Source organism: Pseudomonas sp. GW821-FHT03C07 (assembly GCF_059420925.1).
In genome coordinates this window covers 397,842-413,804 of the sequence record NZ_JBWKUQ010000002.1, presented here as the reverse complement: position 1 = coordinate 413,804, position 15,963 = coordinate 397,842, and the positions used below count along the sequence as shown (strand labels likewise).

Here is a 15,963-nt window from a genome sequence, read left to right as displayed (position 1 = left end):
AATGCGCAGTGTGCGCTCTTATTCAACAGGTACAAGTAGATGATGCACTGGCATATCGTGTGTGATTTCGATGGGACCATCTCCCGCACCGACGCGATCGACAACATCCTTGAGCGTTTCGCCGACCCGAGCTGGGAAAGCATCGAGCAAGAGTGGCTGGACGGTCATATCGGTTCGCGCGAATGCCTCAGCCGCCAACTGGCGCTGGTCAAGGCTTCGCCAGCGGATTTGCTGGCGTACTTCGACACCATCGATATCGACCCGGATTTCCCGGACTTCGTCGATCATGTCATGGGCCTCGGCGCCTCCATCGAAGTGGTCAGCGACGGCATCGAACAAGGCATCGCGCGGATCCTCTCGCGCAACTACGTGACCTTGCTGCCGATTCTCGCCAACCGCCTGCGCCAGGTCGACCACAACAGCTGGCGCATCGATTTCCCGTACTCCAGCGACGCCTGCCGCGCCGCCTCCGGCAACTGCAAATGCAAGTCCGCGCCCAAGGGCAAGCGCATCCTGGTGATCGGCGACGGTCAATCGGACATGTGCGTGGCCGGCACCGCCGACTTCGTCTTCGCCAAGGGCCGCCTGGCCGAGCATTGCGAACGCAACAACATTCCTTACGCGCGCTTCGACTCCTTCGCCGAGCTGCCGGCCATGCTGGCCCTGCTGCCGAACGACATCGCGGCGAACGCCGGCAACTACTCTATCGATCTTGAACAACAGGAACTCTTCCACCATGTCTGATATTCGTATCGCTACAGCCGAAGACCAGGTGCTTCTGGAAAAAGAAGCCAAATATTGCTCCTACGGCGATACAGTCCACTACATCGAACCACCGCGCATTTTCAGCCGTTGCGAAGGTTCCTACGTCTGGGACACCGAAGACCAGGCCTACCTCGACCTGCAAATGTGGTACTCGGCGGTCAACTTCGGCTACGCCAACCCACGTCTGAACAACGCCCTGAAGAAACAGATCGACACCCTGCCGCAGATTGCCAGCCAGTACCTGCACAAAGGCAAGATCGAACTGTCGGAAATGATCGCAGTCGACGCCAAGAACAAGTTCGGCCTCGACGGTCGCGTACACTTCAACGTCGGCGGTTCGCAGTCCATCGAAGACTCGCTGAAGGTCGTGCGTAACGCCACCAACGGCAAGAGCCTGATGTTCGCCTTCGAAGGCGGCTACCACGGCCGTACCCTGGGCGCATCCTCGATCACTTCGAGCTACCGCTACCGTCGCCGCTACGGCCACTTCGGCGAGCGCGCACAGTTCATCCCGTTCCCGTACCACTTCCGCGGCCCGAAAGGCATGACCAAGGAAGAATACGGCAGCCACTGCGTGCAGCAGTTCGCCCGTCTGTTCGAAACCGAATACAACGGTGTCTGGGACCCTAAAGTCGGTACCAGTGAATACGCCGCGTTCTACGTCGAGCCGATCCAGGGCACCGGCGGCTACGTGATCCCGCCGATGAACTTCTACAGCGAGCTGAAGCAGGTCCTCGACCAGCACGGCATCCTGATGGTCGTCGACGAAATCCAGATGGGCTTCTGGCGCACCGGCAAGCTGTGGTCGATCGAACACTTCGACGTCAAGCCGGACGTGATCGTCTTCGGCAAGGCGCTGACCAACGGTCTGAACCCGCTGGGCGGCATCTGGGCCCGTGAAGAACTGATCAACCCGAAGATCTTCCCACCAGGCTCCACCCACTCCACCTTCGCCTCGAACCCACTGGGTACGGCCGTTGGCCTGGAAATGTTCAAAATGACCAGCGAAGTCGACTACGGCGCGATGGTCATGGCCAAGGGCAAGTACTTCCTCGAAGGCCTGCAAGAGCTGCAGAAACGTTTCCCGATCATCGGCGACGTCGACGGCCTGGGCCTGGCCCTGCGCTGCGAAATCTGCACCGCCGACGGCTTCACCCCGGACAAGGCGACCCTGGACTACATGGTCGAGGAAGGCATGAAGGGCGACATGGTGGTTGATGGCCAGAAACTCGGCCTGATCCTCGACGTCGGCGGCTACTACAAGAACGTGATCACCCTGGCGCCGTCGCTGGAAATCAGCTACCCGGAAATCGACCTGGGTCTGAAACTGCTCGAGCAGCTGCTGAACCGAGCCATGAAGCGGTGAACATGACACCTATCGATCTGGGCGAAGGTGATGCTGGCTTCGTACTCGGCTCGGGTCCGGTCGGGATCTTGCTGATCCACGGCCTGACCGGCACCCCGACGGAACTCCGTCGGGTGGCCCAGGGCCTGGCCAAGAAGGGCAACTGCACGGTTTACGTGCCGACCCTAGCCGGGCACTGCGGCGGCAACGAAGACCTGCAAGCCACCGGCTGGCTGGACTGGTATGAAGGGGTACGCAAGACGTTCGTGGCGGTGAAACAACGCCACGAACAGGTTTTCGTCGGTGGCCTGTCCATGGGTGCGGTGATGTCCATGTACGTGGCCTCCGAGCATCCGGGCCAGGTCGCCGGGCTGTTGATGTATTCGACGACCCTGCGCTACGACGGCTGGAGCATTCACAAGCTGGCGTTCCTGACGCCGTTGCTGATGAAGATCCCGTTCGGCGTGCACATCTGCCGTTTCGAAGAAAAACCGCCGTATGGCATCAAGAACGAACGCCTGCGGGCCATCGTCGAGCGCCAGATGAAAGCCGGCCAGAGCAGCGATGCCGGGCTGTTGACCATGGAAGGCATCACCGTGCGCGAACTGCACCGGATGAACGCTGTGGTCATGCGCCGCATGCCATCGATCAAGACCCCGGCCCTGGTGATTCACTCCATCGAGGACGACATCACCAGCCCGTGGAACGCCGACTACGTCGAGCGTCACCTGGGCGGCCCGGTGACCAAGGTCATGCTCGATAACTGCTATCACATGATCACCGTCGACCTGCAATACAAGGAAGTGATCGAGCTGAGCGCCGACTATGTCGAGCGTTTGAGCGGCGCCTCGAGCGAGCCTGAAGCACAGCGGCAACAAGCCTAAGGAAAGACCCGTGATCAGCGCCCAAGCCTTCTCGACCATCGAGGCTATCGACCGTAACGCCTGGAACGATTGCTTTGTCGGCGTCCTGGAGAATTGGGAGTATTACCTGGCAGTGGAGAAAGCCGGCATCGAAGACTTTGAATGGCGCTACCTGGCGCTGTTCGAAGAGGGTCGTTTGCTGGCGGTCGCCCCCGCCTTCCTGACTTCCTACAAGCTCGACACCACGGTGCAGGGTTTGGTTAAACGCATCACCGGCTGGATCAATCGATTCTTGCCGGGATTGCTCGAATTTCCGCTCTACGCCATCGGCTCACCGGTGGCGGAGCGCTGCACGGCCGGGATGGCCAGCCATGTGCCGCCGGCACGGCGCCAGGCCCTGCTCGAACAGTTGCTGGCCCTGGCCCACGACGACGCCCGGCAATTGGGTATCCGCCTGATCGCCGTCAAGGATGCGCCCAGCGACGACCACGACTGGCGCCGCGGCTGCAAGGCCGCCGGCTACCAGGCCATGCCCAGCCTGCCCAACGCGCTGCTGCCGATCCCATTCGGTTCCATCGACGCCTACCTGGGCACCCTGGACAAAACCACCCGCAAGGACCTGCGGCGCAAGCTGCGGGCGTCGGGACCACGAATCGAATGGCGACGCAACATCGACGATGTGCTGCCACGGATCATGGACCTGTACCAGGCGACGCTGGCCCGTAGCGAACTGCAATTCGAACGGCTGCCGGCGGGTTACTTCACCAACGTACTCGAACACATGGACGAGCGCGCGGCCTGTGTCCTGTACTGGGCTGGCGAACGACTGGTGGCGTTCAACCTGGTGCTGTTCGACGGCGAACGCTTGATCGACAAGTTTTTCGGCCATGAGGTGAACCAACGCCGCGAGCCCAATCTCTATTTCCGCAACTGGCTGGCCAATGTCGAGTACTGCATTCGCCACCGGATCCCGGTCTACGAATCCGGGCAGGCCGGTTACGCCAGCAAGATTCGCCTGGGGTGCAGCTTCCAGGGCAACAACATGTTTTTCCACCATCGCAACTGGCTGATCAACCATGTCCTCAGAGGGGTTAAATTGTTGGTTCGCCCGGATCGATTCGACCCTGCCATGTCTGCTGCGATAAGCGAAACCTGATGACCAACACGCCAGAACGCCGCCGTAAACGACGCCCCTTCTCGATCTCGCGCTGGAGCGTACAACGCAAGTTGCTGCTGGCGTTCTGGCTGGTCAGCGTAGTGCCGACCATGATTGCCGCGGAGCTGGCGGCGACCACCCTGTCGCAGATTTTCGACAGCAACGTGCGCATCTGGCTGCAAGAGTCGACCAAGGTGGTCAAGGATGAAATCAGCGAGATCAAGCGTTCCAACGCCCGTGTCGCGCAGTTGTTCCTGCTCTACACCCGCCCGCCCAGCTCGCGCCGGGCCGCCAAGCATGACAAGCTGACCGCCGACATCGCCGACGCCATGGGCATTGACCTGGTGGCGCTGGTGCGCACCCAGGATCACAAGGTGGTGTTCACCACCCAGCCGGACGACATCGTCTCGCAGATCAGCACCGCGCCGAATGCCGTGCTGCAGACCATCCAGATCGCGGGCGCAACCACCGGAGTGGTGGTCTCGACCTTCGACACCACCCAGGACGGCGTCGACTACCAGATGGTCATCGCCACCTACCTGGACAGCAGTTTCCTCAACAGTGTCGCCGACGTGCACTCCCTGGACCTGCGCCTGTACCTGGCCAACCCCCAGGGCTTTTCCGAAATTTTCTCCACCCAGCGCTTCGAAGACCACCCCAGCAACGTGCCCGACAGCATCACCGACACTCTGCGTGAAACCCGCCAGCCCAGTGAAGTTTTCACCACCCGTTACAGCGGGTTGTACTGGCCGATCTTCAACGACACCGGCGACCTGCAGGGGGTGATTTTCAGCGGCCTGCTGCGCCATACCAGCCTGGTCGGCCTGGTCAACCAGAGCAACCTGTTCATCCTGATCTTCATGCTCGGTTCGGTGCTGTCGCTGAGCGTCGGCTGGCTGGTTTCGCGGCGCCTGACCCTGCCCTTGCGCGGCTTGGCCGAAGGGGTCAGCGCGGTGATCTCCGGCGACTACAGCAAACGTATCCCGGTGACCGGCAGCGACGAACTGGCGGAACTGAGCCACACCTTCAACCACATGACCGAACGCCTGGGCGAACTGCATCACCTCGAAGCCCAGTTGCGCCGCCGCGACCGCCTGCACGCCCTGGGCGAGGTCGCCATGGGCCTGGCCCACGAAATCCGCAACCCGTTGGGCATCATCAAAACCGCCACGCAGTTGCTGCACCGCCGGGCCAACCTGCTGGACACCGACAAGCGCCACCTGGAATACGTGATCAGCGAGGTCTCGCGGATCAACGACCTGATCACCGAATTCCTCGATTTCGCCAAGCCCAGCGCACCGATTCGCGCGCTCTACCCGGCCCGCGAGCTGGCCGAGGAAATCCTCGGCTTCTGCGCCCCGGAACTGGCGATCCACAATATCGACGCGCAGATCGACGACCAGGCACCCGGCGCCACCCTGTATGCCGACTCGCGGCAGTTGAAGCAGGCGTGCCTGAACCTGATCCTCAATGCCATCGACGCCATGCCCAAGGGCGGGCGCCTGACCATTGGTATTGCCAAGGACCCGCGATACACCATCATCAGTGTTTCCGACACCGGCCAGGGTATCGAGCCGGACATGATCGAGCGTATTTTTACACCGTTCGTCACCACCAAGGCCTCGGGCACCGGCCTGGGCCTGGCGAAGGTCTATTCGATCATGGAAAACCATGACGGGCGTATCGAGTGCCTCAGCGAAAAAGATGCCGGCGCGACCTTCAACCTGTACATTCCGGCCCATGGTGGTGACCTGGATCACGAGGATGAGGAAGAAGAAAATGACGCATAACGTTCTGGTGGTCGATGACGAGCCCAAGCTCTGCGACCTGCTGAGCTCGGCGCTGAGCCAGAACGATATCCGCGTCTTCACCGCCGGCAATGGTCTGGAGGCCCTGGCCGTGCTGGAACAGGAAGAAATCGACCTGATCATCAGCGACTGGCGCATGCCCGGCATGGACGGGCCGCAGTTACTGGCCGAGGTCAAGCTGCGTTTCCCGCAGCTGCCGGTCATTGTGATGACCGCCTACAGCACCGTGAAGAATGCCGTGCAATCGATGCGCAATGGCGCCTTCGACTATATCGCCAAGCCGTTCGACATCGACGAGCTGGACATCACCGTCAACAAGGCCCTGCAATTTCGCGACATCCTGCGGGATAACGCGCGCCTGCGCGCCGAACTCGACGAACACCAGCAGATCGACAGCCTGGTGGGCGACAGCCCGACCTTCCGCCGGGTGCTGCAGGCCGTGGACTCGGTGCGCGAGAGCAACGCCACGATCCTGCTGACCGGCGAAAGCGGCACCGGCAAGGAAATGGTCGCCCGGGCCATCCACAAACACGGCAACCGCGCCGATATGCCGTTTGTCGCGGTCAACTGCGCGGCGATTCCCGAGGGTTTGCTGGAAAGCGAGATGTTCGGTCATCGCAAGGGCGCTTTTACCGGGGCCGTCGCGGACCGGGTCGGGCGCTTTATGCAGGCCGACAAGGGCACGCTGTTTCTCGATGAAATCGGCGATATGCCGCTGGCGTTGCAAGCCAAGATCCTCCGTGCACTACAGGAGCGGATCATCGAGCCGGTGGGCGACCCGCGCGAGCGCAAGGTCGACGTGCGAGTGATTGCCGCGACCAACAAGAACCTGCTGCAAGCGGTGGCTGACAAGGCGTTTCGCGAAGACCTGTATTACCGCCTGAACGTCTTCCCGATTCCCCTGCCCGCCCTGCGTGACCGGGTCGAGGACATCGCCCCGCTGGCCCGGCATTTCGCCCATACCCTGGGCGCCACGGCCGGCAAACGCATCGACGGTTTCAGCGCGCAAGCCTTGCAGGCGATGCTCAACTACCCGTGGCCGGGGAATATCCGTGAACTGCAGAATTGTGTGGAACGGGCGACCATTGTCGCGGCCGGGCACATGATCGAAGAGACCGACCTGCCAGCTTATCTGTTCGAGTCGACGCCGCCGTCAAACAGCGGCGCAGCGCTGCCGGGGGTTGCCCCGGGCCTGCCGAAAGACCTCGACGCGGCCCTGGCGGACGTCGAGAAAGCCTATATCCTCGCGGCCCTGCAGGAAAGTAATGGCGTGCAGGCGGCGGCGGCGCAATTGATCGGGATTTCCGAGCGCAGCTTCTGGTATCGCCTGAAGAAACTGGCGATCCACGTCGACAAGATCATCCGCTGAGCCCATACAACGATTTTGAAAACACCGCATCACCTGTAGGAGCTGGCTTGTCGGGTTATGGCAGCACGAAACTTTGGGGTGATACGCAACATTGTGGGAGCCGGCTTGCTGGCGATGGCGCCCGGATGAACGCCGCAAGGCTCAAGGGCCTCATCGCTGGCAAGCCAGCTCCTACAGGTACAGCGTTCCCTCAGAGCTGCGCCCAGCGACTGACATCGCCCTGATGTCGGCGCAGGTACGGCAACACCGCGGCCAGCAATGGCGCCTTGAACGCCTCCTGGAAACGATGGGCCAGCCCCGGGATCAACACCAACTGGCTGCCCTGGATATGCGCCGCCAGGTGCACACCGTGCATCACCGGCAACAACGGATCGGCGGTGCCATGGACCACCAGGGTCGGCACCCGCAGTTGATTGAGCAAAGGCACCCGGCTCGGCTCGGCGAGAATCGCCATGATCTGACGCTTCACCCCTTCCGGATTGAAGGCCCGGTCATAGGACGCCGCCGCCTGCTGCAACAGCTTGCGCCGGTCATCACGTACCTCAGGGCTGCCCAGGGCGGCCAGCAGGTCGGCCTGTTGCTCGATCGCCACCTCGCGATTCGGCGCGCTGCGCCGCGAGAGCAACTGCACCAGCGCCGCGTTCGGCGCCGGCAGGCCCTCGGCACCGGAACTGCTCATCACCAGGGTCAGGCTCTCGACCCGCTCCGGCGCCATCGCCGCCACGTGCTGGGCAATCATGCCGCCCATGCTGGCGCCGAGCACATGGAACTGCTGGACCTGCAATGCATCCATCAGGCCCAGGGCATCGCCGGCCATATCGGTCAGGGTATAAGGCGCCGCCACCGGCAAGCCAAGCTTGTAGCGCAGCACTTCGAAGGTCAGGTTGGCGCTGGTCGGCGCCTGGCGCCAGGTGGACAGGCCGACATCGCGATTGTCATAGCGAATCACCCGGAAGCCCTGCTGACAGAGCGCGACCACCACTTCATCCGGCCAGTGGATCAGTTGCCCGCCCAGGCCCATGACCAGCAGCAAGGCCGGATCCGAGGCACGCCCGATACTCTGGTAGGCCAGGCTGACCTTCTCCAGTTCGACCCGTTGGGTCGGAACATTGACATCGCATCTTGACGCCGCAAAAGACGGCAGGCCGAACAGCAGTGCGACCAGGAAAATGACTACACGCATGAAAACACCGAAACGCAGAACCCCATTGAGGCGCGAGTTTGATGTTATTTGTTCAATGGCGCTGCCACAGTTCAGTGACAGTTTGATGAAGATTGCCGAATGGCACCCTGCCAAGGCAACATGAGACAAACTCATACCCTGCCCGCCACTCACAAAATTTTCTCATGGAGCGCCCCGGTGCTGGAAATCCGTCACTTGAAAACCCTTCACGCGCTACGCGAGGCCGACAGCCTGGTAGAAGCCGCCGAACGCCTGCACCTGACCCAGTCGGCCCTGTCCCACCAGTTCAAGGAACTGGAAGAGCGCCTGGGCATGCCGTTGTTCGTGCGCAAGACCAAGCCGGTGCGCTTTACCAGCGCCGGGCTGCGCCTGCTGCAACTGGCGGACGCCAGCCTGCCGTTGCTGCGCGCGGCGGAGCGGGATATCGCGCGCCTGGCTGGTGGCACCGCCGGCCGCCTGCACATGGCGATCGAATGCCACAGCTGCTTCCAGTGGCTGATGCCGACCATCGACCAGTTCCGCGATGCCTGGCCGGAAGTCGAGCTGGACCTGGCCTCGGGTTTTTCCTTCGCCCCGCTGCCGGCCCTGGCCCGTGGCGATCTGGATCTGGTGGTGACCTCCGACCCGGTGGAACTGGTGGGCATCACCTACGTGCCGCTGTTCACCTACGAGGCCATGCTCGCGGTAGCCAACCAGCATGCATTGGCCAACAAGCCCTATATCGTGCCCGAGGACCTGCTCAAGGAAACCCTGATCACCTACCCGGTGGAGCGCGACCGGCTGGATATCTTCACCCGTTTCCTCGAACCCGCGGACGTCGAACCGGCGCAGGTACGCACCTCCGAACTGACCGTGATGATGATGCAACTGGTGGCCAGCGGTCGCGGCGTCTGCGGCATGCCCCATTGGGCGCTGCACGAATACAGCTCACGGGGTTACGTCAAGGCCAAGCGGCTGGGCGAGAAAGGCCTGTTCGCCACGTTGTATGCGGCGGTGCGCACCGACATGCTGGATGCACCGTACATGCGTGACTTCCTGCTGACCGCCAAGGACACCTCGTTCTCCACGCTTGACGGGGTCAGCGCGGTGCGTTGAAGCCCGTCAAGCGTCATCTGGTCGAAGGGGCTCAGGCGGTGGTCATTAGCGAGGCACGATAAAACGGCAGGATCAGGTCCCGTGTCAATGGCGCGAGGAACAGGCCACCGTCGCCGGCGGGATCGATCCAGACCACCTCTTCGATCTCGGCAGCGGCCTCCAGCGGTTCGTCGGTATGGACCCGGAACAGCTCGGCCACCACCTTGTGACCCGGCTCATTGGCCGCCGCGGCCGCGAACTGACCGAGATAGGTGGCGGCGGCCGTGTCGATGAGCAGCCCCAACTCTTCTTCAAGCTCGCGGGCCAGGGCATTCACCGGTTGCTCATCGGCTTCGATCTTGCCGCCTGGCTGCATGAAGGCCCGGGTGCCGCGTTTGCGCACCAACAGGGTACGGCCGTCGGGACCGATCAGCAGGGCGGCGGCAATTCGGATAATTTTGGAGGTCATGGAGGTCACAGCGGCCTTGGCAAAAGGCCGCAGGATCACATGGGCCGCGCTGATCGCGCAATCATGCGAAAGCCGCAGAACCTTGTAGGAGCCGGCTTGCTGGCGATGGCGGTTTATCAGGCGACAACGATGTCGACTATGAGATCGCCATCGCCAGCAAGCTGGCTCCTACAGGACGAGTTCCAGCAGGCGGGAGCTACTCGGTCTGCTCCAGCAACGCCAAGACTTCCTCCGGAATCTTGACGAACACACTGTACCTGGCACCTTCCATGGATTCGAAAGCAATCAGCTTCTCCACCAGCGGCGCACTGAGCAGCTTGCCGGCGTTGAGCAGCAGCATGCCGTTGTCGGCATTGAGATTACGCGCCAGGATCATTCCGGCCACCAGCTCGCGGGTGCTCAGGACCTTGACCGACGGGTCGCCCAGAGTCACATCGCTCAGGTAGTCGGCGCAGACCTTGACGAAGTCCTCGACCAGATCCGGATCGTAGAGCTTGCCAGCGTACTTGCGAATAAATAGCAGGGCCTCATCGCTGTTCATCTGCCGCTCGAGAATCAGGCCGCGCTGCAACTCGATAAAGTCCACCGCCAACTTCAACACCCGTGACCCGAGGGGAATCGCCTCGCCCCTGAGGTGGTCGGGAAACCCCGTGCCATCCCAGCGCTCCTGGTGATGCAGGATCAGCCGGGCGGCATCCTGCATCGGCTCCAGGGTCATCAACAGCGACTCGCTCTGTTTCGGATAACCGCGAAAACGCTCGCGATCGGTGTGGTGCAGCAGGTCGGCCGGCGCACCCATCATGCTGTCGGTCCAACTCATCTTGCCGATATTGTGCAGGGCCGCGGCCATGGCCAGGTCGCGACTGGCGGCTTCATTCATGACATGGCTCTTGCAGTAGACCTTGACCAGATCAATGATCGCCCGGTTGGTCTGCTTGTCCTTCGGCAGGCGCCACTCGACCATCCGCGAGAACACCTCGGCCGTGACGGCGTAGCTGCGCTTGAGTTCTTCATAGGCCAGGTCAAGCATGTCGGCGGTCTGCTGGACTTCGCTGGTGCGCGCGATCACGCGCTTTTCCAGGGTCGAGTTGAGCGACTGCAATTGCCGGTTCTGCTCCCGGACCAACAGCTGCAGGCGCTGGCGCTCACGCTCGGAATGCTGAAAAGCCAGGCCCTGGGTGATGGTCATCAACAGCTCTTCATCATTCCAGGGTTTGCTGAGATAACGGTAGATCCGCCCCTCGTTGATCGCCTTGGCAATCATGTCCAGGTCAGCGTAACCGGTCAGCAGGATCCGCAGGCAGGCCGGATACAGCTCATGAATCCGCGCCAGCAGGCTGGCACCGTCCATGTTCGGCATGCGCGCATCGCTGATCACCAGGTCGATGGTCTGCTCGGCCATGATTTCCAGGGCGCGGGCGCCGCTGGTGGCCAGAAACAGTTCATAACCCTGACTGCGCAGCAAACGGCGCAGACTGTTGAGGATCGACTCTTCATCGTCGACCAGCAGGACACGGGGTTTGATCACGACATCAACTGTGGATTCATCCATGGAGCACCTCATGTCTGCGTGTGGCTTCTATCTAGGGACCTTGGAACAGCCGACAGTCCCTGTCTTTTCCGCTAAGGGTAGATGTTCGATCATCAAATGGCATTATGTTTATCAGCAAATCAGCGCAAGCCGATCTATGCTGCAAGCAATCTAGCGCGCCACAGCTAGCGTGGTTATCAGGAAAGGAACTCCGCATGAGCTCGGTACATCTCGCTTTCAGTGTGACCGGAGACTTGCCGGCCAGCCGCGCCAACCGCCGTATCCTGATCATCGACGACACGCCGTCGATCCACGCCGACTTCCGCAAGATCCTCTGCCCTGAAGACCTCGAAGATGACTTGCAAAGCGCCGAACACGCTTTGTTCGGTGACAGCATCAGTCATCGAATGGAGCCGTTCGAGCTCGATTCGGCGTTCCAGGGCCAGGAGGGCCTGGCCAAGGTCGAACAGGCCCTGCTGCAAGGCCAGCCTTACGCCATGGCCTTTATCGACATGCGCATGCCTCCGGGCTGGGACGGCCTGCAAACCCTCGAGCGGCTCTGGCAGGTCGACCCCAAGCTGCAAGTCGCCCTGTGCACCGCCTATTCCGACTACTCCCTTGAGGAAATGAACGAACGGGTCGAGATGGGCGACCGCCTGTTGATCCTGAAAAAACCCTTCGATGCCATCGAGATCCGCCAACTGGCCAGCGCCCTGACCGTCAAATGGCAGATGACCGAAGACGCCGCGCTGAAAATGGACCAGCTCGAACAGGCCGTCGAGGAACGCACCCGCGAGCTGTCCGACGCCAACATCATCGTGCAGAACAGCCCGACCCTGCTCTATCGCCTGCGCGGCGAGCCGTCGTTCCCGCTGATGTACATCTCTCACAACATCACCAAGTTCGGGCACGTGGCCGAGGAATTGCTGAGCTCCGCCGACTGGGCCGCGGAGCTGATCCACGCCGACGATCAGGCCAAGGTCGACGCGGCCATGGCCAAGGTCCTGGACAAGGATGCCGAGGGCGCCTCGATCGAGTTTCGCCTGCGCACCGGTGACGGCCACTGGCGCTGGGTGGAAAATCGCTACGTACCGGTCCGCGACCCGGAAGGGCGCCTGCTGGAAGTCGAAGGCATCATCATCGACATCACCGAACACAAGCTCGCCGAAGAGAAAATCGCCCTGCTCGCCCGCACCGACGGACTCACCGGGCTGGCCAACCGCTCGACCCTGATCGAGCGCCTGCACCAGAGCTTCGCCGCCGCCCGGCGCGGGGCCTCGCCGTTCGCGGTGTTCTACCTGGACCTGGATCACTTCAAGCGTATCAACGACACCCTCGGGCATCCGGTGGGCGACCTGCTGCTGCAGGAAGTCTCCCGGCGCATCCAGGACTGCACCCGGGAAAGCGATGTGGTGGCGCGCCTGGGCGGCGATGAGTTCGCCGTGTTGCAGACTGAAATGCTCGACCCGACGCAATCCGGCGCCCTGGCCAGCAAGATCCTTAAAACGCTGGTGGAGCCTTACCAACTGGAAGGTAATGAAGTACGGATTTCGGTCAGCATCGGCATCAGCACCTATGCCCTGGACAGCGAAAGCGCCGACAGCATGCTGGTCCAGGCCGACATGGCGCTGTACCGCTCCAAGGACAGCGGGCGCAACCAGTACCACTTCCATTCCGAGGAAATCAACCAGGAAGTCATCGACCGGGTCGCCATTACCCAGGACCTGAAAAAGGCCATCGAACAGAACGAACTGGAGCTGCATTACCTGCCGGAAGTCGACCTGGGCAGCGGCAGGATCCTTGGCATGGAGGCCCTGGTACGCTGGAACCACCCCGAGCGCGGCATACTTGGCGCCGATCAGTTCATCCCCGCCGCGGAAAAGACCGGCACCATCGTCGCCCTCGGCCGCTGGGTGCTGGAACAGGCCTGCCGGCAGATGCAGCAATGGCGCACGGACGACATGGCACCGCCGGTGATCGCCATCAACCTGTCGCTGGCCCAGCTCAAAAGTGGCAACGAACTGATTCGTGATGTGCTCGAGATCACCGGCAAATGGGGGCTGTCACCCGCGGACCTGCAGTTCGACGTCACCGAAGCGACCCTGGCCCAGACCAAATGGACCCAGAACGACGTATTGCCCAGGCTGCGCGAACTCGGCGTGAAGATCGCCATTGACGACTTCGGTACCGACTACTCGTCCTTCGACTACCTCAAGACCTACCGCGTCAACCACCTGAAGCTGGCCCAGTCGCTGATCAACCACGCGACCCAGGACGTGGAAAGCGCCACCACCCTGCGGGCGATCATCAACTTTGCCCGGGAAGTGGGCATCGGCATCATCGCCGAAGGCGTGGAAACCCAGGAGCAACGCCATTCATTGATGTCCACCGGCTCGCCGATGACGGCCCAGGGGTATTACTTCAGCAAGGCCGTCGACAGCCAGCGCGCCAGCGAACTGCTGCACGCCGGACATATCGCGCCCAGCCCAACGTCCACGCCAGAGAACCGCCTATGAATAGTGCAGCCAGCGCCGCCAACCGGCGCATCCTGATCATCGACGACACCGCCTCGATTCATCAGGACTTTCGCAAGATCCTCGGCCCCGAGCTGGAGGACGAACTGAGCCTGGACTCCACCGAGCACCTGCTGTTCGGCACCACCCGCCCACAGCGCCAGAGCTTCGAGATCGACTCGGCCTACCAGGGGCAGGAGGCACTGGAGCTGGTGAAGTTGGCCCTGGCCGCCGAGAATCCCTATGCCATGGCCTTTCTCGACATGCGCATGCCGCCGGGCTGGGACGGCCTGGAAACCATCGAACAACTATGGGCGGTCGACCCGGAGCTGCAAATCGCCCTGTGCACCGCCTACTCGGATTACTCCTGGGAATCCATGGACGAACGCATCGCCTTCGGTGACCAGATGCTGATCCTGAAAAAGCCCTTCGACGCCCTGGAAATCCGCCAGATGGCCAGCGCCCTGACCTGGAAGTGGCAACTGGCGCGGGATGTCGCCTCGCGGATGGCCAGCCTGGAACGGACCATCGAGGAGCGCGTCCAGGAACTGTTGCAGGTGTCCCGGCTGCTGCAATTCGATGTGCTCACCGAACTGCCCAACAGCACCCTGCTTGGCGACCGCCTGGGCCAGGCCATCGCCCTGGCCAAACGTCACGACGAACAGGTTGCCGTGATGTTCATCGGCCTGGATCGCTTCAAGCGCATCAACAATGCCCTGGGCTATCCGGCGGGCGATGAAATGCTCAAGCATGTGGCCGACTGCCTGGTGGCGGCCTTGCGCCAATCGGACTCGGTGTTTCGTTACCGCTCCGACGAATTCGTTCTGGTACTGCCCGAGTTCAGCCATCCGCAACAGACCCGTGGCACCGCCGAGAAAATCCTCGCCGCCATTAATACCCCCCATGAGACCGCCGGGCATGACCTGCGGGTCACTGCGAGCCTGGGGATCAGCCTCTACCCCGGCGACGGCGAGGATCCGCTGGTGCTGATCAAGAAAGCCGAAGGCGCCATGCGCAACGTCAAGGAACAGGGCGCCAACAACTTCGGATTTTTCATCGAAGACCTGAACCTGCGGGCTCGCGAGCAGCAATCCATCGAGTCCGGCATTCGCCTGGCCCTGGAGCGGGACGAGTTCGTGCTGCATTACCAACCCAAGCTGGACCTCAGGACCGGCACGGTGGTCGGTGCCGAGGCACTGATCCGCTGGCGGCATCCCGAACGCGGCCTGCTCTACCCCACGGAGTTCATCCCGGTGGCCGAAGACAGTGGCCTGATCATTCAAATGAGCCATTGGGTGCTGCGCCAAGTCTGCCTGCAAGGTCGGGCCTGGCAGGATCAGACCCTCACACCGCTGATCCTGTCGCTCAACATCTCGGCAATGGACTTCCGCCAGCGCGACTTCCTCGATAGCATCCGCCAGGTGCTGGAAGAAACCGGCATGGAGCCGACACGGCTGGAACTGGAAATCACCGAAAGCGTGCTGATGCAGAATGTCGACCACACCATTGAAACCCTCAAAGCCATCAAGGCCCTGGGTATCCGCCTGGCCATCGATGACTTCGGCACCGGTTATTCGAGCCTCAGCTACTTGCAACGGTTTCCCATCGATGTGCTGAAGATCGACCAGTCGTTCGTGCGTGACCTCAATGGCGACAGCAACGATGCCGCGCTGGTGAGCGCGATCATCAGCCTGGGCAAGAGCCTGAACCTGAACATCATCGCCGAAGGCGTGGAAACCCGTGATCAGCTGACCTTTCTCAAGGCTCACAACTGCGAGGAAGGTCAGGGCTACTACTTCAGCAAGGCGGTCGAGGCCGAGACCTTCCTGCGCTTGTTGCAGGACAAGCGCTTCGAACGACCGGCACAGGACTGATCCCTGAACTCGC

12 protein-coding genes are annotated in these 15,963 nt (G+C 61.9%); 9 read left to right on the top strand and 3 right to left on the bottom strand.

The genetic code is table 11. The features are described from left to right. Positions 1-39: 39 nt before the first annotated feature. Genes AC07VG_RS05105 through AC07VG_RS05080 form a run of 6 tightly spaced genes read left to right on the top strand, consistent with a single transcriptional unit; the run spans position 40 to position 7,306 of the window. Complete coding sequence (locus AC07VG_RS05105) at positions 40-744, top strand: HAD-IB family phosphatase (RefSeq protein ID WP_100944506.1); 705 nt, start codon at positions 40-42, stop codon at positions 742-744. Next, the gene (locus tag AC07VG_RS05100) at positions 737-2,131 is read left to right on the top strand and encodes an aspartate aminotransferase family protein (RefSeq protein ID WP_100944507.1); all 1,395 of its coding nucleotides are present in this window, start codon (positions 737-739) and stop codon (positions 2,129-2,131) included. Before AC07VG_RS05105 ends, AC07VG_RS05100 begins: the two co-directional genes overlap by 8 nt. After that, positions 2,128-2,994, top strand: a complete 867-nt coding sequence (locus tag AC07VG_RS05095; protein WP_495004391.1) for an alpha/beta hydrolase — start codon at positions 2,128-2,130, stop codon at positions 2,992-2,994. The genes AC07VG_RS05100 and AC07VG_RS05095 overlap by 4 nt, the downstream gene beginning before the upstream one ends. 10 nt (positions 2,995-3,004) lie before the next feature. Continuing rightward, positions 3,005-4,129 carry a GNAT family N-acetyltransferase gene (locus AC07VG_RS05090; protein WP_495004390.1) on the top strand — a complete coding sequence of 375 codons (1,125 nt, stop codon included), beginning with the start codon at positions 3,005-3,007 and terminating at the stop codon, positions 4,127-4,129. Next, positions 4,129-5,919 (top strand): sensor histidine kinase, encoded by a 1,791-nt coding sequence (locus AC07VG_RS05085; protein WP_495004389.1) that lies wholly within the window; start codon positions 4,129-4,131, stop codon positions 5,917-5,919. Before AC07VG_RS05090 ends, AC07VG_RS05085 begins: the two co-directional genes overlap by 1 nt. After that, a complete protein-coding gene (locus tag AC07VG_RS05080; RefSeq protein ID WP_495004388.1) occupies positions 5,909-7,306 on the top strand; it encodes a sigma-54-dependent transcriptional regulator in 1,398 nt (465 codons plus the stop codon). Before AC07VG_RS05085 ends, AC07VG_RS05080 begins: the two co-directional genes overlap by 11 nt. Positions 7,307-7,496: 190 nt before the next feature. On the opposite strand, the gene AC07VG_RS05075 is transcribed toward AC07VG_RS05080, so the two are convergent. Continuing rightward, positions 7,497-8,489 carry an alpha/beta fold hydrolase gene (locus AC07VG_RS05075; protein WP_495004387.1) on the bottom strand — a complete coding sequence of 331 codons (993 nt, stop codon included), beginning with the start codon at positions 8,487-8,489 and terminating at the stop codon, positions 7,497-7,499. A gap of 177 nt (positions 8,490-8,666) precedes the next feature. On the opposite strand from AC07VG_RS05075, the gene metR reads away from it, so the two are divergent. Next, positions 8,667-9,584, top strand: a complete 918-nt coding sequence (gene metR / locus AC07VG_RS05070) for a transcriptional regulator MetR (RefSeq protein WP_495004386.1) — start codon at positions 8,667-8,669, stop codon at positions 9,582-9,584. A 31-nt stretch (positions 9,585-9,615) separates the two neighbouring features. Here the strand turns inward: metR and AC07VG_RS05065 are convergent, their stop codons facing one another. Then, entirely contained in the window at positions 9,616-10,032 is a 417-nt protein-coding gene (locus tag AC07VG_RS05065) for an NUDIX hydrolase (protein WP_495004385.1), read from the bottom strand. Positions 10,033-10,228: 196 nt separating this feature from the next. Continuing rightward, a complete protein-coding gene (nosR, locus tag AC07VG_RS05060) occupies positions 10,229-11,584 on the bottom strand; it encodes a response regulator c-di-GMP phosphodiesterase, NosR family (protein ID WP_495000785.1) in 1,356 nt (451 codons plus the stop codon). Between the two features lie 194 nt (positions 11,585-11,778). Between nosR and AC07VG_RS05055 the strand changes: the two genes are divergently transcribed. Both AC07VG_RS05055 and AC07VG_RS05050 read left to right on the top strand, forming a co-directional pair. Further along, positions 11,779-14,079, top strand: coding sequence for a GGDEF/EAL domain-containing response regulator (locus AC07VG_RS05055; RefSeq protein WP_495000784.1), 2,301 nt, complete (start codon positions 11,779-11,781; stop codon positions 14,077-14,079). Further along, the gene (locus AC07VG_RS05050) at positions 14,076-15,950 is read left to right on the top strand and encodes a putative bifunctional diguanylate cyclase/phosphodiesterase (RefSeq protein WP_495000783.1); all 1,875 of its coding nucleotides are present in this window, start codon (positions 14,076-14,078) and stop codon (positions 15,948-15,950) included. Before AC07VG_RS05055 ends, AC07VG_RS05050 begins: the two co-directional genes overlap by 4 nt. Positions 15,951-15,963: the final 13 nt, after the last annotated feature.